Here is a 19465-nt window from a genome sequence, read left to right on the forward strand (position 1 = left end):
CTTAGACGAGCCATATGGATGGCTGCTACAGTTGCTGCATTTAATGACCCTGTTTTAAATAATTATTACAACAAGAAAAGGTCTGAAGGTAAACATCATTTAACTGCCATAGGAGCTGTCGCTCGAAAGTTAACCTATATAATTTATGCTGTAATGCGTGACAATAAAGAATACACTCCAATGGCTTAATTAAATATGAATAATTATCCTTCGGGTTATTAAAACTAATAACCTCTTTTTGTCATGCCTATTTTTAGTTGTTTAATTATAATACTTTTTTTCGATTTTGTTACTTGACATTTAATAGCTGGTCTTTAAGACCGTTTTTCTTTATCAAGCAAGTTTAAAGCAAAAATCGTCGATATTGATTGTAATAACCGATACAAATATTCATTCTTTATTCTTAAAAAATCTGGCAACAAGATAAAAATAATAAAAAATAGAAGCGAAAGTGGCTTGCCCATTTTTCTAAAGGCAGTATTTTTTAAAATATTATCGTATATAAAAAAAACATAAGTAATAATAAAGCACCCCATAAGCTCTTTAGATTTAAAACATCTTTCAAACCTTATCACCCCTAAAAATTTTAATTATTATAGTTTGTTGCAGAATTCTTCAATATTGAAAAAACTAAAATTATTTAATAACAATGGTATATTATCTAATATAAATTATACATATACATATATATGTAATGTCAAGCATAATTTTCCTTTTATGCAGCTAATTATATACAAAGAAATATACTAAAACAAAATAAGGCATAGTTTCTAACATTTTTGTAGAATTAGAAACTATGCCTTATCTAAATTATGATTCATCTAATGGCAAAGATACTATAAATTCAGTACCTTTATTTACTTTACTTTTTACACTTATCTCTCCTCTAAACGCTAAAACAATATGCTTAACAATAGCTAATCCAAGTCCAGTCCCTCCAACTTTTCTAGACCTAGCTTTATCTACTCTATAAAATCTCTCAAAAAGTCTTGGAAGGTGCTGCTCGGCTATACCAATCCCTGTATCAGATATCTTAATTACAAGTCTGTTTTTAGCGCTATATGCCGTAATAGTAACAGTTCCGCCTTCAGGTGTATATTTGATACCGTTGTCTATTAAATTAATAAGCATTTGCTTAAACCAACCTTTATTCCCGCTTAAGTTCGGTAGTTTCCTATTTACTTTTTCAATCAGCCTTACTCCCCTTTTTTTAGCTAATTCTTCTAGTACTTGAATTACTTCTTCGATAGCTTTATTCACATCTATTATATCCTTCTTTGTCATTTCATTAGTATTTTCTATTTGTGACAATAACAATAAATCCTCTATAAGATTTGTAAGACGTGATGTTTCAATATCTATTATATCTAAAAATTTGTTCCTAATTTCTTTATCCTCTACAGCTCCTGTCTTAAGTGTCTCAATAAACCCTCTTATCGATGTTAGAGGCGTCTTTAATTCATGTGAAACATTAGCTACAAAATCCTTTCTCATCCTTTCTAATCTTCTTATCTCTGTTATATCTTGTATTATTACTAATACACCAATAGTTCTATTAGGGTCATTAGTTAATTTAATCGGATTTATATACACATTAAATATTCTATTATTTGGTTCTTTAACTTCTACCTCAAATTTCGACTGTACATTAGTATTCAACAGCTCACATATGTTCTCTTTCAAATTTAAATCTTTTAAAACTTCTAATACGTGCTTATTACGTACATCTGCTTCTTTTATCTCTAACATCTTTTCAGCCACAGGATTTACTAAAATTATTCTTTTATTATTATCTAAAGCTATAACTCCATTTATCATACTAGATAAGATGGCTTTTAGCTTAGTATTTTTATCTAAAAGCTCATTTATCGTATCTTTTAACTTTAAACTCATTTTATTAAAATTATCTGCTAAAAGTCCAATCTCATCTTCGGTCCTTACTTTTACCAACTCTCCAAAATTACCACTCGATATTTTCCTTGTTGCGATTGTAAGTTCTTTTATAGGTTTTGTAACACTTTTCACATACCTATACCCTACAAACATTGCAACAAGTAATCCTGCGACTATCGATAAAAATATATATCTATACATTAGATTATAATATTCACTAATGTCTTTAAGAGGTACAGAAAGCCTTATAACATCAATTTTATCAGATTCCACACTTACCGGTACAGCTACATATATCATCTCATATTCTAGAGACTTACTATACCTCTTACTAATACCTATCTTGCCTTGCCTTGCTTTAATAACCTCTGGTCTATCACTATGATTATCTAATTTTTTAATATCTGCATCAGAATCTCCAATCACCCATCCACCTTTATTTATAAATGTAATCCTAGCCTGTATTTTCTTTGAAAATATATTGGCTAATTCATTGAAATCTATTTTATCTATATTCTCCTGTTCTTCAATAAAAGTTTCTATTAATTTCGCATTAGATATGAGTTTATCCTCAATATCTCTCACATAATTAATTCGCATTAAACTTATAGAGAGCATTCCAGTAGTCAATATTCCTATTGAAATTAAAGTTAAAAAAGTAATAAAAATCCTCTTTTGCATCTGCCTCTCCTCTATTTCATTTTATAACCTATACCTCTTATTGTCTGTATATATTGAGGATTTTTATCATCGTCTTCTATTTTCCTCCTCAAATGCCTTATATGAACATCTACAGTTCTAGTATCTCCAAAATAATTATATCCCCATATTTCATCTAATAAATAATTACGGGTCAAAACATTTCCACGTTTCTCAGATAAGATTCTTAAAAGTTCGAACTCTTTTAATGTTAAATCAATCTTTTTACCTTTTTTTGTTACCTCATGCTTTTCTATATCAATCATAATATCTCCAATTTTTAATACACTTTCTCTTTTTTCTTGTATCTCTTGTGTACGTCTTAAAACAGCTTTTATTCTAGCTAAAAGTTCCCTTACACTAAAAGGTTTAGTAATATAATCATCTGCTCCTATTTCAAGCCCTAATATCATATCTATTTCTTCACTTTTAGCAGTCAACATAATAATAGGCAGTTTTTCAGTCTCTTCGTCTTTACGTAAAATTTTACATATTTCTATTCCATCAATAGAAGGAAGCATTAAATCAAGTATAACTAAATTAGGTTTTTCCTCTCTAATCTTTTTCAAAGCCTCATTGCCATCATTAGCAGTTATAACTTGATATCCATTAGTTTCTAAGTTAAATCTGATAAGCTCTATTATATGCTCCTCATCATCTACTATTAGAATTTTTTTTAAATTATCCATAATATTCACCTCTACACATACCAAATAACCCCTATTAGCACCTTGTTCTTATAACTCATTTCTTTTCATCTAATAGCTTTTTTAATTCGTCCATAAAAGTGTTTATATCTTTAAATTGTCTATAAACTGATGCAAATCTTACATAAGCTACTTCATCGATATCTTTTAGCTTATTCATTACCATTTCTCCGATATATTCAGTACTTATCTCCCTTTTCAGTGTATTATAGAGATTCTTCTCTATCTCATCAACAATGTTTTCCATAGTCTTCAAGGATACCGGTCTTTTTTCACAAGCTCTTATGATTCCATTTAATATTTTATCCCGACTGTACTCTTGTCTAGTTCCATCTTTTTTTACTACAATTAAAGGAATTTCTTCTACCTTTTCATAAGTAGTAAATCTATTATTACATCTAACACATTCTCGTCTTCTCCTTATAGCTTGTCCTTCATCTGTTGGCCTCGAATCTACTACTTTAGTTTCAAAATAATTGCAATAGGGACATTTCATGTTCATACTACCCCCTTAATACTTCGTTGATTAAATTATATTATATTTTTTCATATGTGTCTATCTAGCAATACTGTTTATTTACACTTCTAAATCATTATTTTTTCTATCTCTACTACTGCTTATGGCATAATCTACTAATACAACATCCTTACCAATTTTTATTATATTTTCCCATTTAATTACGTATTCATCATTTTTCCCAAAAAAACTAAGTAATCTACTGCCTCCGGGAATATATACAGCCTCAACTACTCCTCTATCTAAATCAATTTCAATATCGTTTATAAGCCCTAATCTTGTACCATCCCTTATATTAATTACTTCTTTTTCTTTCAAATCAGATGTTTTTACCATAGCCTCACCTTCTTTACTTTCTTTATAATTTTACCTTAAAAAATAATATCGTTCTAAAATATATTTATAATTTAAATTAAAAAAATATTACTATTAAAAAAGAAGGGAGGCTATTAATATTATTTCATCTGTATTAACTTTCTCATGTGTTTTAAAGCTGTTTTTTCAAGTCGTGAAACTTGAGCCTGTGATATTCCTATTTCTTCTGCTACCTCCATTTGAGTCTTTCCTTCAAAAAATCTTAAATTCAATATTAATTTCTCTCTATCATTTAATTTTCTCATTGCTTCTCTTAAAGCAATACCTTCAAGCCATGTTTCATCTTCACTTTTCTCATCACTAACCTGATCCATTACATAAATAGCATCACCACTATCATGATATATTGGTTCAAATAGAGATATTGGGTCTTGTATAGCATCTAATGCGAAAACTACTTCTTCTTTTGGCAATTTTAATTCATTTGCAATTTCTGTAATAGTTGGTTCTTTAGAATTTTTATTCATTAATTGGTCTCTTGCTTGAAGTGCTTTATATGCTATGTCTCTTAGAGATCTACTAACTCTTATTGAATTATTATCCCTTAAATACCTCCTTATTTCGCCTATTATCATAGGTACCGCATAAGTAGAGAATTTAACATTTTGACTTAAATCAAAATTATCTATAGCTTTAATTAATCCTATACATCCTACTTGGAACAAATCATCTACGTGTTCTCCTCTTTTATTAAATCGCTGGATAACGCTTAGAACTAGCCTGAGATTACCTTTAATAAATTCTTCTCTAGCTTTTAAATCGCCTGCATGAATTCTATCAAACAGCTCTCTCATCTCTTCATTTGTAAGTACGGGAAGCTCTGACGTATTAACTCCACAAATTTCTACTTTGTTTACATGCATATTTTTCCCTGCCTTCCTCGATGTTTTGCCCCCTGTAATAAATTATTGACTTTAAACTTAATAATTATTCAAAACAAAATAGCTGGTATTTGATACCAGCTATGATGTATTATACCATCCTATTAATTTCCCTCTTTAACCTTTTTATAATCCTCTTTTCTAATCTTGATATATAAGATTGTGAAATGCCTAGCATATCAGCAACTTCTTTCTGTGTTTTCTCTTCTCCATTATTTAATCCAAATCTTAACTCAATTATTTTCTTCTCTCGTTTTGAAAGTTTTTTTATCGCCTCATTTAATAGTGCCTTATCAACTTCTTCTTCTAATAACTTAAATATCATGTCATTTTCTGTCCCTAGAATATCGGATAACAATAATTCATTTCCATCCCAGTCTATATTTAACGGCTCATCAAAAGATATTTCGGTTCTTGTTTTACTATTTCTTCTTAAATACATAAGTATTTCATTTTCAATACATTTAGATGCATATGTTGCCAATTTAATTTTTTTATCTGGATCAAAAGTACTAACAGCTTTAATTAAACCTATTGTTCCAATTGAAATCAAATCTTCAACTCCAACTCCTGTACTTTCAAATTTCCTAGCTATATAAACAACTAATCTTAAATTTCTTTCTATTAATATGGTCTTTACTGTTTCATCTTGTTTTAATTTAGATACCAGATATTTTTCTTCTTCAGGCGTCAGTGGAGGTGGCAAAACTTCACTTCCTCCAATATAGAAAATCGCTTCTTCATCTAATAGATTAAGCTTCTTCAATAATTTCATATAATATATTCTTATCAACAATCTCATTCTAACAATAAATCTCATTTCTCCACCCCCAAATTAATTTAATAGTTCCGGATGTAATAATGCTTCATATTTGTTATCATTAGATAATTTATCGTTACAAATTCCAACAATAATATCCGTTATAGCTCTATCTTGATCTTTTATGATTACTTTATCCGGTTTAAATCCAAACAAAACTCCATTTTCTTTCCCAATTGTTTTAAATGGAATTATTCTAATCTTTAAATCCTGCCCTAATTCTTGTAAAAATGGTAATATAAATTGTAAATCCTTTACATTATACATTTCAAAAAATTTTTTTGTTTTTTCAGGTAATATATCTTTTATTGCTGAAAACTGTACAATAATAACTGGTACATCTGTTAAAGGGTCTTTCAATGAATTACCAGTATCAACAAGTGCTACAACATGAGCTTCTTTATTTCTCAGTAGAATAGAAATAGGAACTAATATTTTATCTCTGCTTATTCTACCCTGTATATAACTTAATGTGTACTTGATTAAAATCCATGATGTTATTATTGCAAATATAAGTATTTTGATAGGAAAATCTTTTATATAAAAAATTCCATTACTAATATAAGAATCTACATCTATTAAGTAAAAAAGGGCCAAAGCAGAACCCGCAAAAACAAAAGATACTATGTAAAACGTAGCAATTAATTTAATAAACTTTTTTAAAGTAATTGGATTAAAAGCCACAATTATAATTAAAATCGAGATAGTTATTTTCATAGTAAAATTAACCATAAAACTTAACTTAGGATAAAATATAACTAAAGTGTAAATAGCACCTATTAAAGCAGCTAAAATTAATCTCAATCTCGTTGTTTCAGTTCTTGTAAATCTTTTAGTTACATATAATATAATGAAATTAATAATAAAATTCTCTAAAATAAGGTACTCAGCATATATATACAAAACACTGCCCCCTCAAAATAATTGGTCCTCTAATTTACAAATATTCAGTTGTCCTCATTTTTATGTCTATTATACAATATAATTTTTCAAAAATTTGTCATTTATTGAAGTCGAAAAAAACCCTTTTCTGTTAAGAAAAGGGTTTATCTGCTTCTCCTCCTTAAAAAGGTCGGAATATCTAAATCATCTGCATCAAATTGTTTAACTTCACTATTTAATTTAACATTATTTTTTTCTTCCAATTTCTTATTTGTTGTCTTTGCTCCACTTTCTTTTTTAGTATAATCAAATCCTGTTGCTATAACAGTAATCTTGATATCATCTTTTAAACTTTCATCAACAACTGCACCAAAAATAATATTTGCATCTGGATCCACTGCCTGTTTAATCAAATCCGCAGCCTCATTTACTTCAAATAATCCTAAATTACTTCCACCTGTTATATTAAGTAGTACTCCTTTAGCTCCTTCAATTGAAGTTTCAAGCAGAGGACTATGAATAGCCTGTTTCGCTGCTTCAACAGCTCTATTTTCTCCACTAGCTCTTCCAATTCCCATATGAGCTAATCCTTGTTCTAACATAATAGTCTTGACATCTGCAAAGTCAAGGTTGACAAGGCCCGGTACAGCAATTAAATCTGATATACCTTGAATACCCTGTCTTAAAACATCATCTGCAATTTTAAAAGCATCCATTATTGAAGTTTTCTTTTCAACTACTTGTAATAATCTATCATTAGGTATTGTAACCAATGTATCTACTCTAGATTTTAATTCTTCAACTCCTTTTTCTGCATGAAGCATTCTCCTTCTACCTTCAAACATAAAAGGCTTTGTTACAACACCAACTGTTAATATGCCTAACTCTTTAGCGATTTCAGCAACTATTGGTGCAGCGCCCGTTCCTGTACCTCCACCCATTCCAGCAGTTATAAAAACCATATCTGCTCCTTTAATAGCTTCAAGAATTTCATTTCTACTTTCTTCAGCAGCCTTCTTTCCAATCTCCGGATTTGCTCCAGCTCCTAATCCCTTAGTTAATTTCTCTCCAATTTGTATTTTAGTTTCAGCTCTTGAAGTATGTAAAGCCTGTCTATCAGTATTTATAGCAATAAACTCAACACCTTTAACTTGAGACTCTATCATTCTATTAACTGCATTATTTCCGCCACCACCTACGCCAATTACTTTTATACAAGCAAACTGATTCATTTCCACATCAAATTCAAACATCAAATTCCCCCTTCGCTATTGTTTTTTAAAAATACTCGTCCCATATTGTTTTTAAAAAAGACATTATGCTCTTTGTATTCTTACCTCTTTTCTTTCCTCTGCCTTTCTTTATTTCTACATTATTATATTCTATATAATAATTTAATTTCCTTTTAAAACCATAATTTATAAGTCCAACTGCTGAAGAAAAAATAGGTTCTTGAGCTCCCATCTGATAAGGTTGTCCAATTCGTACAGGTAGTCCAAAAACTTCTATCCCTAATTCAGTTACACCTTTAAAATAACTAACACCTCCACCTGTTATTACTATTCCAGTTAATATCTTATCTTTAACTCTATTTTTTATTAAATCCATATTAATTAACTCAAATATTTCTCTTATTCTAGCTTCAATAATCTCCGATAATTGTATTTCATTAACTTCTAAATTATTGTTAAATCCTAAAGGATTTATTTCAAAAACATTATCATTATTAGCTAACTTTGTATAAGCAACGCCAAATTTCTTTTTAATCTCTTCACTTCTATCAAAAGGTAGTCTAAGTCCAACTGATATATCGTTAGTAATATGATTTCCTGCAATAGGTAAAATATTTGAATATATTAATATTCCATTTCTAAAAACAGAAAAATCACTTGTTCCTGCGCCAATATCCAACAGTAAAACACCTAGGTCCTTTTCATCTTTTGTCAGAACGGCTTCAGAAGTTGATATAGGCTCCATTATAATTCCCAATACCTCTATACCTGCCCGATTAACACTCTTAACTAGATTCAGCACAGTCGTTGTTGAACCTACAATTATATCTGCCTCAACCTCTAATCTTATTCCAACCATACCAATAGGATCACTAATACCATCATACCCATCTACTATATACTGTCTAGGAATTATATCAACAATTCTCTGATCTTGAGGTATTGATACAATTGTCGCCGAATTTAATACCCTTTTTACATCTTCAAAAGAAATCTCTTTATCATCACTTGATACGGCTATAATCCCTTTATTTCTAATTAGTTTCGTATATCCACCAGGAATATTTATATAAGCTTCACAAATTTCAAGATCTGCCATATTTTCAGCTTGAGTAACGGCTTCAATTACAGCCTTAGCAGTTTCTTCTATATCTACTACAACGCCTTTCTTTATACCTTTACATTTACTCTTACCTATACCAATAACCTGCAATTGTCCGTTATTATCTATTTCCGATATGATTACGCAAATTTTTGAACTGCCTAAATCTATTGAAGTAACGACATTCCCCATATACTTACGCCCCCTTTAAAAGCTAAACCCCTTTTTACCTATTAATTAGTATTCTTCTAATAATGGCAAAATTTTGGAATAATCTGCTACCAAATGCAAAAATAGCTGCATAATAAAGGGGCACTCCTAATCTATCTCCAATATAAGCTAATAATGCTGCCAATATTGCATTTCCAAAAAATCCTGTAACAAAAATACGTATATCAAAATTTTGTTCTAAATTTGCTCTAATTCCCCCGAAAACTGAATCTAAACATGCTAATATTGCAACTGAAATATATAGAGAATAACTCGTTGAATAAGTTACAGGTATATAAAATCCTATCAATATACCTATCAAAATACCTATAAGTGCTAAAATCATTTTATTCACCCTCTTCTATAGGCTTAGCCTGATTAAAAGTAATATTTCCCCAATATCTTGGGATAAAAATATTATCACTTATTTTAGTTTGTATTTTTATATTTCTGATTTCCTTTAAAATATATCCATTTGTATTAGGAGCATTTATCGCTGCATATAACAATTTAGGGTCTCCTATCGCTTTTATTACAAACGGAGGGGCTAATCTTTGTTTATTTACTGTTATAATAGGGCCTCCACATTTTATTTCAGATCGCGACAATATTCTCTGTCCATTGATACTTATTGCTTCAGCACCGGCCGCATTTAAATCATTAATTAATTTTAAAACATCTAAATCATGTACTAAATCATAATTTACATTTTCTCCATAAGAAACCTCTTTATTATTATCTTCTATCTTAATAATAATACCTGGACCTTGAACATCTTCTAAACCTATTTCAAATCTTATATCTTTAATCTCCTGCTTAAGCAGTTCAGCAAAAGAATCTTTATCTATTATAGCTTTATGATAATTATCTATCTCATTTTTTTTCTCCTCTATTAATCTCTTTAAATTAATAATCTCTTTTTTATAATTATTAATCTCCTGTTTTGTCATCTTAATCGAATTTAAAGACACTAATGTATAGTCTTCAATATCCTGTTTTAATTGAAATGAAAAAAGTATTCCTGTAATAATGGTAACTATCAATATAGTTATATTACCAATATATTTTTTATCCATTTTTCCTCACCTTATTTTTTAATCGGTAACATCCTCTATCGGCTTTGCATATTTAAATTCATTTATTCTTGTATATCTAGGTATTTCTATCTCTTTTTCCTCTTTAATCTGTACATCTAAGTTAAATACATTCTCCATATACCAAATGACTCCACCTTTAAGTCTAAGGGCTGATTCTAAAATCTTTGGCTCACCAATCGCTTTAATTATAAAAGGAGGGCCATATGAAACACCATTAATTTCTAAATGATTTCCTGCTGGTACTATTTCGGTAAATCCTGTGTATCTCTGTTCATTAATGGAAATTGCCTCTGCACCAGCCGCATTTAGATTACTAACTATCTCTAATAGAAAATCATAATTGTTAACTATAATACTAGTATCATCTCCGAATTGTACTTCGATAGGTGGATCATTTACTACTACTATTATACCCGGTCCTTTTACTGGCTCGTATCCACCAAACATCCTATATCTCTGCAATTCTTTCATTAAATTTTTAATATAGACATTTTCTTCGGCAGCATTTTTCTCATACTGTTTTACTTTAGATTCTAAACTATTTAACTCTTCTAATAATTTTTCTTTTTCATCTTTTAATTTTTTTAATTCCAATGTTAACTGCTGTGCACTTTTAGTCGGCAAAATTCCACTGCCTACAGTTTCATTAACTGTTTTAAATTGTATCGCTATAATTATCCCAAGTATTACACATACTAATACGAATGCTATTTTACTTTTTAATTCTTTCATTATAGATTATCCTCCTAATTACCTTCTGGTATGAAAATAGGACTATCTCCTTTATCAAAATGGATTGTACCTTTACTTATACCTTTACGTTTCAAATCATCTAATATTTTAATAGTGAAGCTTAATTTATATTTTACATTATTTAGATGTCCAAATGCAACTTTAATACCTGATTTTAAATAAATTACTACATTGGATTTATTATCTAATTTAACCTTTTCTATTTCTCTATATAAATCAATTTTCTTACAATCTTTAATTAAGTCTATTATCTTTTCTAAATCGACATTATCTTCCAATAATAATTTCTTTCCAATTGAAATACTATTAATATTAATACCCTCAACTTCTAACAATCCTTCTTTTTTATAAGCTAATAAATTCAAAACATATCCTTCGTCATCTAAGTATATATATGATTCTAAATATGGAATAATTAAGGTTTCTTTTCTTTCTTCTATCGTAATTGCAAGTTTATTAGGAAAAACTCTCTTTATATTCACAGATTTTACATATGGATGGGATAATATATTTTCTTTAGCTTCCTTGGTTCGTATTTTAAAAATATTTTCCCCATAATTCAGTCCAGAAGCCAAAATAACTTTTTCATAATCTAAAACATTATTCCCCTGAACTATTATTTCTGAAACGTTAAAAAAATCCGTTTTGGTCGACAAGATAATAAAAGTAGATGTTAAGAAAATTAATAATATTGTAATAAGTCCTATTTTCTTTTTTCGCACTTTTCTTTCAATACTATTAGCCACTTTAAATCACTCCTGTAGCTTGTCCATTAATTAAAAAGCAGCAATATGCTGCTAAAATATTTTCTTTATATCAGCTCCTAAAGATGCTAAATCTTTTTCGAAATCTTGATAACCTCTATCTATATGATATATATTTTCAATTATAGTAGTTCCTTTAGCAGCTAATCCCGCTAATACCAAAGCAGCTCCTCCTCTTAAATCTTTAGCAGTTACTTTGGCACCAGTTAACTCTTTAACTCCCTTTATTATAGCTACTCTTCCTTCAGTCTTTATTTTAGCTCCCATTCTAACCAATTCATCAACATGTTTAAATCTATTTTCAAATATAGTTTCACATACTATACTTGTTCCATTAGCTAACGATAAAAGAGCTATCATTTGAGCTTGCATATCTGTTGGAAAACCAGGATATGGTAAAGTTCTAATAGATTCGACAGCATTAGGTCTCTTAGGTCCAATTATCTTTAAAGTCGTACAATTATTGTAAATCTTGCAACCAGCTTCTTTAAGTTTTGCTATTATTGAACTCAAATGTTCAACTTCTATGTTTTTTAATATAACTTCTCCACCAGTTATAGCAGAAGCTACCATAAATGTCCCTGCAACTATTCTATCAGGTATAACAGTATGCTCTACTCCATGTAATTTTTCAACACCGTCAATCCTTATCGCACTTGTACCTGCTCCATATATTCTCGCACCAGCAGCATTGAGAAAGTTTTGAAGATCAACTATTTCCGGCTCCTTGGCCGCATTTCTAATTATTGTAGTTCCTTTAGCTCTAACCGCAGCTAACATGATATTTTCGGTTGCTCCTACGCTAGGATAGTCTAACTGAATTTCGCATCCCTTTAATTGTTCAGTACAACAATATATATAACCATGCGCCTCTTTAATATCTGCCCCGAGTTCTTTAAGAGCCTTAAGGTGCAAATCGATAGGTCTAGGCCCAATATCACACCCACCCGGATAAGATATTTCGACTTGACCACATCTTGCTAGCATAGCTCCCATTAGAATAATTGAAGAACGCATCTCTCTGACTAAATCTTCAGGTATTTTAATTTTTGAAAAAGGTCTTGAATCTATTGTCATAATGTTATCTACTCTATTAACTTTACATCCAATCGATTTTAAAATTTGTTCCATTACATTTACATCTTTAATTTTTGGTATATTGAAAATAGTACTTACTCCATTAGTTATAACAGAAGCGGCTAGGATAGGTAATGCAGAATTTTTAGCACCACCTATGGTAATTTCACCTACGAGTCTCTTTCCACCTTCTATAACATACTTACTCATGATTACACCTCCAGAATATGCACCGTGCCTATGTATAAAACTTTTGAAAAGCAGTATATATATATCATATGCATATCCCCAAGAGGTGTTACAAAATACTATCTTTCTTCAATCAAATCTATAATCATTTTAAAAATCCTATCAGTAGCATTTACTTTAGCTAATCTCTTGCTCTGTTGAGCCATGTGCCTTAACTTGTTTTTATCATTTATCAGTTCATTTATCTTTTTATTTAATACCTCTCCAGTAAGGTCTTTTTCCAAAATCATTACACTTGCGCCTTTTTCTTCTAATGCTCTAGCATTAAATTCTTGGTGATTTTCTGTTGTATAACCCTTCGGTATTAAAATACTCGGAACCCCTACAGCAGTAATCTCCGCAATCGTTATTGCTCCGGCACTAGTTATTACAAGATCAGAAGATGCTAGAACATTAGGCATATCGTATAAATATGGTAATACTTTAATATTATCTCCTAAACTTTCGACAGAACCTATTTTTCTATTCAAACTCTTCATAAAATCTTTATAAAATCTCTTTCCTGTTACATGAATAATCTGCAATTTTCCCCCTACATTCTTTTGAATAACCTCAAGCATTGCTTCATTCAGTTTTTTCTGCCCACCGCTTCCTCCAAAAGAAAGAATAATGGGACTATCTTTCTGAATTGACTTAACTTTATTTCTATTGATTTTCAAAAAATCATCTCTGATCGGATTTCCAGTTATAGTAACTTTATTTGAGTCGTAAAAATATTTTATAGACTCTTCAAAGCTTCCGGCAACTTTATCAACAAATCTAGAAAGAATTCTATTTGTTACTCCCGGATATGCATTTTGTTCATGAATCAATGTTGGTATCTTCTTTAAAGCCGAAATAAATACCACAGGCCCACAGACATATCCGCCAGTTCCTATAACTACATCAGGCTTAAATTCATTTATTATCTTTCTCGCATCATTAAGCCCTTGAAACAAAGTCTTTACAGAATCTAATGTATCTAAAGACAATTTTCTCCTAAAACCCTTTACTCTTATAGCCCTAAAATCAAATCCCTCTCTAGGAACTAATTCTGCTTCTAATCCTTTTTCAGTTCCAACATATAAAATAGTAGCACCTTGAATCTCTTTCTTTATCTTATTAGCAATTGCTAAAGCAGGATATATATGCCCTCCAGTTCCTCCACCAGTTATTAAAAACTTCATAATGTTCAACTCCTATCTAAATCTGTATATCTTGAAATATTAAGTAATATACCGACTGCTGACATAAATATTAAAAGTGATGTACCGCCAAAACTAACAAATGGTAAAGGTATTCCAGTAGGAGGTATAGAAGAAGTAACAACTGCTATATGTATCATCGATTGAACAGTTATTAAAGCTACTATACCTGAAGCTAACAAACAGCCGAATAAATCTTTTGCATTTATAGCTATTCTAATCCCTCTCCATATCAGAATCAAAAATAATATTATTACAGTCACACATCCTACAAAACCAAGCTCCTCACCTATTATCGCAAATATGAAATCATTATACGGTTCAGGTATATAAAAGAATTTTTGTCTACTTTTCCCCAAACCTAATCCAAATATGCCTCCCGAACCCAAAGCATATAATGACTGAACTAACTGCCATCCAACAGTATCTTTATACTTAAAAGGATCTAAAAATGCCAAAATCCTCTTTATTCTAAATTCCTCTTTTAAAATAGCTAATGCTGCTCCTCCTATTCCAATTGACGCTAAAAATGTTAAATGTAAAAATTTCATTCCTGCAATAAATAGCATAATCATAAGAGTTAATCCTAAAGTCGCACTAGTACTTAAATCCTTCTGGATAATTATTAATCCACAAGCAATTCCTATAATAATAAGAGCTGGAACTACTCCTTTAAAAAAATATTTTATTCTTTCTTTTTTCCTAGACAAATATGAAGCTAAATATATTATTGAACCCAATTTTATAGCCTCTGAAGGCTGAAATGTCGTAAATCCTAAATTTATCCATCTTCTTGCTCCATGAAATTCAGTTCCCAATGGAGTAAAAATTAAAAGGCCTAAAATTATACTTATCAAAAATATTAACTTAGATAATTTCTGAAACCTCCGATAATCAAAATTCATAAAAAATATCATAGCAAATAATCCAAGTGCACTAAAAAACATCTGTTTTTTCAGAAAGAAATATCCATCTTTCATTTTATAATATGCTTCCGGATAACTAGAACTAAAAACCATAATTATTCCAATAAAAACCAAAAGAATAGTTACAATCATCAAAGTAAAATCACAGGCTTTCTTTTTTATCATTCATTAAGCCTCCTCAAGTTATTGACTGCTATCTTAAAATCTTTACCCCTTTCCTCAAAACTCTTATACATATCCCAACTAGCACAAGCAGGTGAAAGCAGTACATTATCACCTCTTTTAGCTAGCTCATAGCTTTTCTCGACTGCCTTCTTCATATTTTCTACTATATGTATATTCTTAAAGCCCAATTTTATTGCAGTATCTTTTATTTTTATAGCTGTTTCACCAAGTAATATTAGCTCTTTCACTTTATTATTAAAGTTATTTATAAATTCATCAAATTCGTTTCCCTTATCTAAACCACCGGCTATTAGGATTATTGGACTTTCTATGGCTTCAATAGCCTTTATTGCAGCATCTGGATTAGTTGCTTTAGAATCATTATAAAAACTAACACCATTAACTTCATCTACAAATTCAAGCCTGTGCTCTACTCCCTCAAATTCTCTTAAAGTATTAGCAATTGTCTTTAATTCTACTCCCATTACCCAACCTACACTAACTGCAGCAAGTGCATTTTCTAGATTATGCCTGCCAGGTATTTTTATCTCACTACATGATATAACAGGTTCTATTCTTTTTCCATCATTTACTACTATATTATCATCTTTTACATATACACCTTTTTCTAATTCAGAATATTGGCTAAAAAATATAACATTCGAACAGACTTCATTTGACATTTTTCTTAAGAGTTTATCGTCATAGTTTAAAATAGTATAGTCATCTTTATTCTGATTGGCAAATATTTTCTTCTTTGCGTTTATATAGTTTTCAAATGAACCATGCCATTTTAAATGGTCAGGAGTTATATTAATGACTACACTAGCTTTAGGTTTAAAATATTTTGTACTCTCTAATTGGAAACTACTAACTTCAACTATAAAAATATCGCCTTCATTAGAATTAACTAACTCCCACAATATCCCTACTCCAACATTTCCTGTTACATGACATGCTCTATTTGCTTTTTTGAAAATTTCTCCTACTAATGTTGTGGTAGTTGTTTTACCATTAGTACCTGTAATAGCAATAAATTGATTAGATGAAATTCTATATGCTAACTCAATATCCGTAATAACTTCAATGCCCCTTTCGACAGCTTCATTGATTATAGGCAAATTCAAAGGTATTCCGGGACTTTTTATTATTAAATCAATATTATCATTATCCAAATCAACATCGTTAGTACCTAAAACATATTTAACTTTTATATCTCTTAATTCATCGATATATTGCTTTAATTCATCTTTTTTCTTTTTATCACTAATTACAATGTTGGCATTTAACTTGTTTAATGCTTTTGCTGTTGAAACACCACTAATACCTAGCCCTAAAATTAAAATATTTTTATGTTTAAGCTCCAACCTAATCACCTACTTTGACAAATAATTTTTACATTATACCAGCAATTCCTATTAAGCATAAAATAACTGTTGTAATCCAAAATACCATTACTACTTTCGTCTCTTTCCACCCTTTTAATTCAAAATGATGATGTAAAGGACTCATCTTAAATACTCTTTTACCTGTTAATTTAAATGACGCTACCTGTATAATAACTGATAACGCCTCAACAAAATAAATACCCCCTACTATAGGCAATATAAGCGGCAAATTCATAAGTATTGCAATAGTAGAAACAGCACCTCCTAATGCTAAAGAACCTGTATCACCCATAAAAACTTTAGCTGGATGCGCATTATATTTTAAGAAACCTAAACATGCTCCTGCCAAAGCAGCAGAGAATATGGCTATGCTGTTGTAACCTAATGTTATTGAAACAATACCAAAAAACGCTAAAACTATTAACGTTACTCCTGTAGCTAATCCGTCTAATCCATCTGTTAAATTAACACTGTTTACTGTCCCTACAACTACAAAAGCTATAAAAGGTACATAAAACATACCCAAATCTAAAGTTTTATCTAAAAAAGGTATTAAAACTTTAGTTCCTAAAATCGAAGTATTTGACTGATAAATAGCTAGAATTACTGCAAATAATATTTGCCCTATTAGTTTTTGATAAGCTCTTAATCCAAGCGACCTTTTTAAAACTACCTTTATAAAATCATCTATAAAACCAATTAATCCAAAACTCAAAGTAGCTACTAAAAGTACAATCATATCTCTATTTATCAATCCTGATGATAGTGTAGTAATAACCAGTGCGATTAACATTATAATTCCACCCATTGTAGGCGTACCTTGTTTTTTTAAATGCGTTTTAGGTCCTTCGTCCCTTACATTTTGTCCAACCTTCAGCCTTTTTAAAATGGGTATTAATATTGGACCTAAAATCAAAGTAATCATAAATGAAATAATAATAATCTTGATTATTACTTTATAGTCCATTATTTGCTTACTCCTCTCTTCAGCATATGTTCAATATATCATTTTATTTTCCTTCGTTAAGTATTCCTAATACAATTTCTCTTTCGTCAAATGGCAATACTTCTTTACCTATAATTTGATATGTTTCATGTCCTTTACCAGCTAATAAAATAACATCGTCCTTCTTTGCTATTTCTAAAGCATAACGTATCGCTTCTTTTCTATCTTCAATAATCACACATTCACAATTTTCATCATCAATTCCTCTTAAAATATCTTTAACTATCTCTTTTGGATTTTCAGTTCTCGGATTATCGGTTGTAATGATACATATATCACAATAATGAGAAGCTATTTCCCCCATTTTAGGTCTTTTCGTTTTATCTCTATCTCCACCACAACCGAATACAATCATTTTCCTTCCTTTAGCAAACTGGTCAATTGTGCTTAATACCTTTTTAAATCCATCAGGAGTATGTGCATAATCTATTATTACAGAAAAATCTGTATTAGTCGGCACCACTTCAAATCTTCCTCTTACCCCTTGTATCGTTTCAAGTCCCCTTTTAATATCTTCTAGCTTTATATTAAATGCAATTCCGCAAGATGCAGCCGCTAAAGCATTATAGACACTAAATTTACCAGGAATATTCAATCTTATATCAATACTACCATCAGGTGTTATTAAATCAAATTTAACACCACTTGCATAAATTTCTATATTACGAGCCATTATATCGGCTTTTTTTTCTATCCCGTATGTTAAAATTGGTGTATCAAGTTCTTGTATAATGCTTTGAATTTTTCTTCCATATTCATCATCTATATTAATAATATTATAATCTCTAGTTTTATAAAATAATTTAACTTTTGCTTCCATGTAACTCTGTAAATCCTTATGAAAATCTAAGTGCTCAGGAGTTAAATTTGTAAAAATACCTACATTAAAATCACAGTATTCAACTCTTTTTAATTCAAGAGAATGTGATGAAACCTCCATTACACAACTATCTATATTTGTATTAACCATACGATTAAAAAATTCTTGTAAATCTAAAGATTCTGGCGTAGTATTTTTCGATTTAACAATTTCACCATTTATCACATTTCCTATTGTTCCTATCAAACCTACATTCTTACCTGATGCTTCTAAAATAGACTTTATAAGATAAGTAGTTGTTGTTTTACCATTAGTGCCTGTAATTCCTATTAACTCTAACTTCTCTGATGGATTTTTATAATAATTTGATGAAATTCTAGCTAATGCACATCTTGTATCTTTAACTAATATTTTGACAATATTCTCGGGGATATTTATATCTCTTTGCAATATAACTGCTTTTGCACCATTACTAATCGCTTGATTTATATAATTATGCCCATCTGTTTTATAACCTTTTATAGCCACAAATATACAACCATTTTCAGCTTTTCTCGAATCATAAACTATTTTAGAAATTTCAATGTCTAAATCTCCACTATACTTCTCAATTTCCAATCCATTGATTAAATCTATTAGTTTCATTTTCAGCACCTCACTAAACTGTATTATCGATTTGTTACTTATTGATAATATCATATTTGAATATTATTAGTCT

Annotated in this window: 19 protein-coding genes and 1 pseudogene; 1 reads left to right on the top strand and 19 read right to left on the bottom strand. The window is 29.9% G+C overall.

Translation table 11 applies throughout. The features are described 5' to 3' along the window. Positions 1 to 189 (top strand): annotated as a pseudogene (locus BUB51_RS05940) (IS110 family transposase); the annotation flags it as partial. 621 nt (positions 190 to 810) lie between these two features. On the opposite strand, the gene pnpS reads toward BUB51_RS05940, so the two are convergent. The 19 genes from pnpS to BUB51_RS06035 all read right to left on the bottom strand — a co-directional run bounded on the left by pnpS (position 811) and on the right by BUB51_RS06035 (position 19392). Continuing rightward, positions 811 to 2574: a two-component system histidine kinase PnpS gene (pnpS, locus tag BUB51_RS05945; RefSeq protein WP_073196254.1), complete on the bottom strand. Its 1764-nt coding sequence runs from the start codon at positions 2572 to 2574 to the stop codon at positions 811 to 813. An 11-nt stretch (positions 2575 to 2585) separates the two neighbouring features. Next, the gene (locus tag BUB51_RS05950) at positions 2586 to 3281 is read right to left on the bottom strand and encodes a response regulator transcription factor (RefSeq protein WP_035164400.1); all 696 of its coding nucleotides are present in this window, start codon (positions 3279 to 3281) and stop codon (positions 2586 to 2588) included. A gap of 55 nt (positions 3282 to 3336) precedes the next feature. Then, positions 3337 to 3795, bottom strand: coding sequence for a transcriptional regulator NrdR (gene nrdR / locus BUB51_RS05955; RefSeq protein WP_035164398.1), 459 nt, complete (start codon positions 3793 to 3795; stop codon positions 3337 to 3339). An 81-nt stretch (positions 3796 to 3876) separates the two neighbouring features. Continuing rightward, entirely contained in the window at positions 3877 to 4152 is a 276-nt protein-coding gene (locus BUB51_RS05960; RefSeq protein WP_073196255.1) for a YlmC/YmxH family sporulation protein, read from the bottom strand. A 119-nt stretch (positions 4153 to 4271) separates the two neighbouring features. Beyond that, entirely contained in the window at positions 4272 to 5054 is a 783-nt protein-coding gene (sigG, locus tag BUB51_RS05965) for an RNA polymerase sporulation sigma factor SigG (RefSeq protein ID WP_035163132.1), read from the bottom strand. A gap of 109 nt (positions 5055 to 5163) precedes the next feature. Next, entirely contained in the window at positions 5164 to 5892 is a 729-nt protein-coding gene (gene sigE / locus BUB51_RS05970) for an RNA polymerase sporulation sigma factor SigE (RefSeq protein ID WP_073196256.1), read from the bottom strand. A gap of 15 nt (positions 5893 to 5907) precedes the next feature. Further along, on the bottom strand, positions 5908 to 6795 hold the full coding sequence (gene spoIIGA / locus BUB51_RS05975; protein WP_035163128.1) for a sigma-E processing peptidase SpoIIGA: 888 nt from the start codon (positions 6793 to 6795) through the stop codon (positions 5908 to 5910). 143 nt (positions 6796 to 6938) lie between these two features. Next, positions 6939 to 8027, bottom strand: a complete 1089-nt coding sequence (gene ftsZ, locus BUB51_RS05980) for a cell division protein FtsZ (RefSeq protein WP_073196258.1) — start codon at positions 8025 to 8027, stop codon at positions 6939 to 6941. Positions 8028 to 8052: 25 nt separating this feature from the next. Then, positions 8053 to 9300, bottom strand: coding sequence for a cell division protein FtsA (gene ftsA / locus BUB51_RS05985; protein WP_073196260.1), 1248 nt, complete (start codon positions 9298 to 9300; stop codon positions 8053 to 8055). A 34-nt stretch (positions 9301 to 9334) separates the two neighbouring features. Then, entirely contained in the window at positions 9335 to 9664 is a 330-nt protein-coding gene (locus tag BUB51_RS05990) for a small basic family protein (RefSeq protein WP_035163121.1), read from the bottom strand. 1 nt (position 9665) lies between these two features. Next, entirely contained in the window at positions 9666 to 10394 is a 729-nt protein-coding gene (locus BUB51_RS05995; RefSeq protein WP_073196262.1) for a DUF881 domain-containing protein, read from the bottom strand. A gap of 18 nt (positions 10395 to 10412) precedes the next feature. Further along, complete coding sequence (locus tag BUB51_RS06000; protein WP_035163119.1) at positions 10413 to 11147, bottom strand: DUF881 domain-containing protein; 735 nt, start codon at positions 11145 to 11147, stop codon at positions 10413 to 10415. Positions 11148 to 11161: 14 nt separating this feature from the next. Beyond that, entirely contained in the window at positions 11162 to 11914 is a 753-nt protein-coding gene (locus BUB51_RS06005; protein WP_073196265.1) for a cell division protein FtsQ/DivIB, read from the bottom strand. 51 nt (positions 11915 to 11965) lie between these two features. Further along, a complete protein-coding gene (murA, locus tag BUB51_RS06010; RefSeq protein WP_035163116.1) occupies positions 11966 to 13219 on the bottom strand; it encodes a UDP-N-acetylglucosamine 1-carboxyvinyltransferase in 1254 nt (417 codons plus the stop codon). 98 nt (positions 13220 to 13317) lie between these two features. Next, a complete protein-coding gene (gene murG / locus BUB51_RS06015; protein ID WP_073196266.1) occupies positions 13318 to 14424 on the bottom strand; it encodes an undecaprenyldiphospho-muramoylpentapeptide beta-N-acetylglucosaminyltransferase in 1107 nt (368 codons plus the stop codon). 5 nt (positions 14425 to 14429) lie between these two features. Further along, on the bottom strand, positions 14430 to 15533 hold the full coding sequence (spoVE, locus tag BUB51_RS06020; protein WP_073196268.1) for a stage V sporulation protein E: 1104 nt from the start codon (positions 15531 to 15533) through the stop codon (positions 14430 to 14432). After that, a complete protein-coding gene (murD, locus tag BUB51_RS06025; protein ID WP_073196269.1) occupies positions 15530 to 16900 on the bottom strand; it encodes a UDP-N-acetylmuramoyl-L-alanine--D-glutamate ligase in 1371 nt (456 codons plus the stop codon). The genes spoVE and murD overlap by 4 nt, the downstream gene beginning before the upstream one ends. 28 nt (positions 16901 to 16928) lie before the next feature. Next, complete coding sequence (gene mraY, locus BUB51_RS06030; RefSeq protein ID WP_035163112.1) at positions 16929 to 17888, bottom strand: phospho-N-acetylmuramoyl-pentapeptide-transferase; 960 nt, start codon at positions 17886 to 17888, stop codon at positions 16929 to 16931. 43 nt (positions 17889 to 17931) lie between these two features. Beyond that, on the bottom strand, positions 17932 to 19392 hold the full coding sequence (locus BUB51_RS06035; protein WP_073196271.1) for a UDP-N-acetylmuramoyl-L-alanyl-D-glutamate--2,6-diaminopimelate ligase: 1461 nt from the start codon (positions 19390 to 19392) through the stop codon (positions 17932 to 17934). Positions 19393 to 19465 lie beyond the last annotated feature (73 nt).

This window comes from Caloranaerobacter azorensis DSM 13643, assembly GCF_900129995.1.
GTDB classification, from domain to species: Bacteria; Bacillota; Clostridia; order Tissierellales; family Thermohalobacteraceae; genus Caloranaerobacter; species Caloranaerobacter azorensis.

What these genes read in the sequence shown, in the direction of transcription:
- BUB51_RS05990 (WP_035163121.1), bottom strand. Translation starts at nt 9,664, where the DNA reads ATGATTTTAGCACTTATAGGTATTTTGATAGGTATATTGATAGGATTT.
- BUB51_RS05995 (WP_073196262.1), bottom strand. Translation starts at nt 10,394, where the DNA reads ATGGATAAAAAATATATTGGTAATATAACTATATTGATAGTTACCATT.
- pnpS (WP_073196254.1), bottom strand. Translation starts at nt 2,574, where the DNA reads ATGCAAAAGAGGATTTTTATTACTTTTTTAACTTTAATTTCAATAGGA.
- ftsZ (WP_073196258.1), bottom strand. Translation starts at nt 8,027, where the DNA reads ATGTTTGAATTTGATGTGGAAATGAATCAGTTTGCTTGTATAAAAGTA.
- mraY (WP_035163112.1), bottom strand. Translation starts at nt 17,888, where the DNA reads ATGGACTATAAAGTAATAATCAAGATTATTATTATTTCATTTATGATT.
- BUB51_RS06035 (WP_073196271.1), bottom strand. Translation starts at nt 19,392, where the DNA reads ATGAAACTAATAGATTTAATCAATGGATTGGAAATTGAGAAGTATAGT.
- nrdR (WP_035164398.1), bottom strand. Translation starts at nt 3,795, where the DNA reads ATGAAATGTCCCTATTGCAATTATTTTGAAACTAAAGTAGTAGATTCG.
- BUB51_RS05960 (WP_073196255.1), bottom strand. Translation starts at nt 4,152, where the DNA reads ATGGTAAAAACATCTGATTTGAAAGAAAAAGAAGTAATTAATATAAGG.
- murA (WP_035163116.1), bottom strand. Translation starts at nt 13,219, where the DNA reads ATGAGTAAGTATGTTATAGAAGGTGGAAAGAGACTCGTAGGTGAAATT.
- sigE (WP_073196256.1), bottom strand. Translation starts at nt 5,892, where the DNA reads ATGAGATTTATTGTTAGAATGAGATTGTTGATAAGAATATATTATATG.
- BUB51_RS05950 (WP_035164400.1), bottom strand. Translation starts at nt 3,281, where the DNA reads ATGGATAATTTAAAAAAAATTCTAATAGTAGATGATGAGGAGCATATA.
- spoVE (WP_073196268.1), bottom strand. Translation starts at nt 15,533, where the DNA reads ATGATAAAAAAGAAAGCCTGTGATTTTACTTTGATGATTGTAACTATT.
- ftsA (WP_073196260.1), bottom strand. Translation starts at nt 9,300, where the DNA reads ATGGGGAATGTCGTTACTTCAATAGATTTAGGCAGTTCAAAAATTTGC.
- BUB51_RS06000 (WP_035163119.1), bottom strand. Translation starts at nt 11,147, where the DNA reads ATGAAAGAATTAAAAAGTAAAATAGCATTCGTATTAGTATGTGTAATA.
- sigG (WP_035163132.1), bottom strand. Translation starts at nt 5,054, where the DNA reads ATGCATGTAAACAAAGTAGAAATTTGTGGAGTTAATACGTCAGAGCTT.
- murG (WP_073196266.1), bottom strand. Translation starts at nt 14,424, where the DNA reads ATGAAGTTTTTAATAACTGGTGGAGGAACTGGAGGGCATATATATCCT.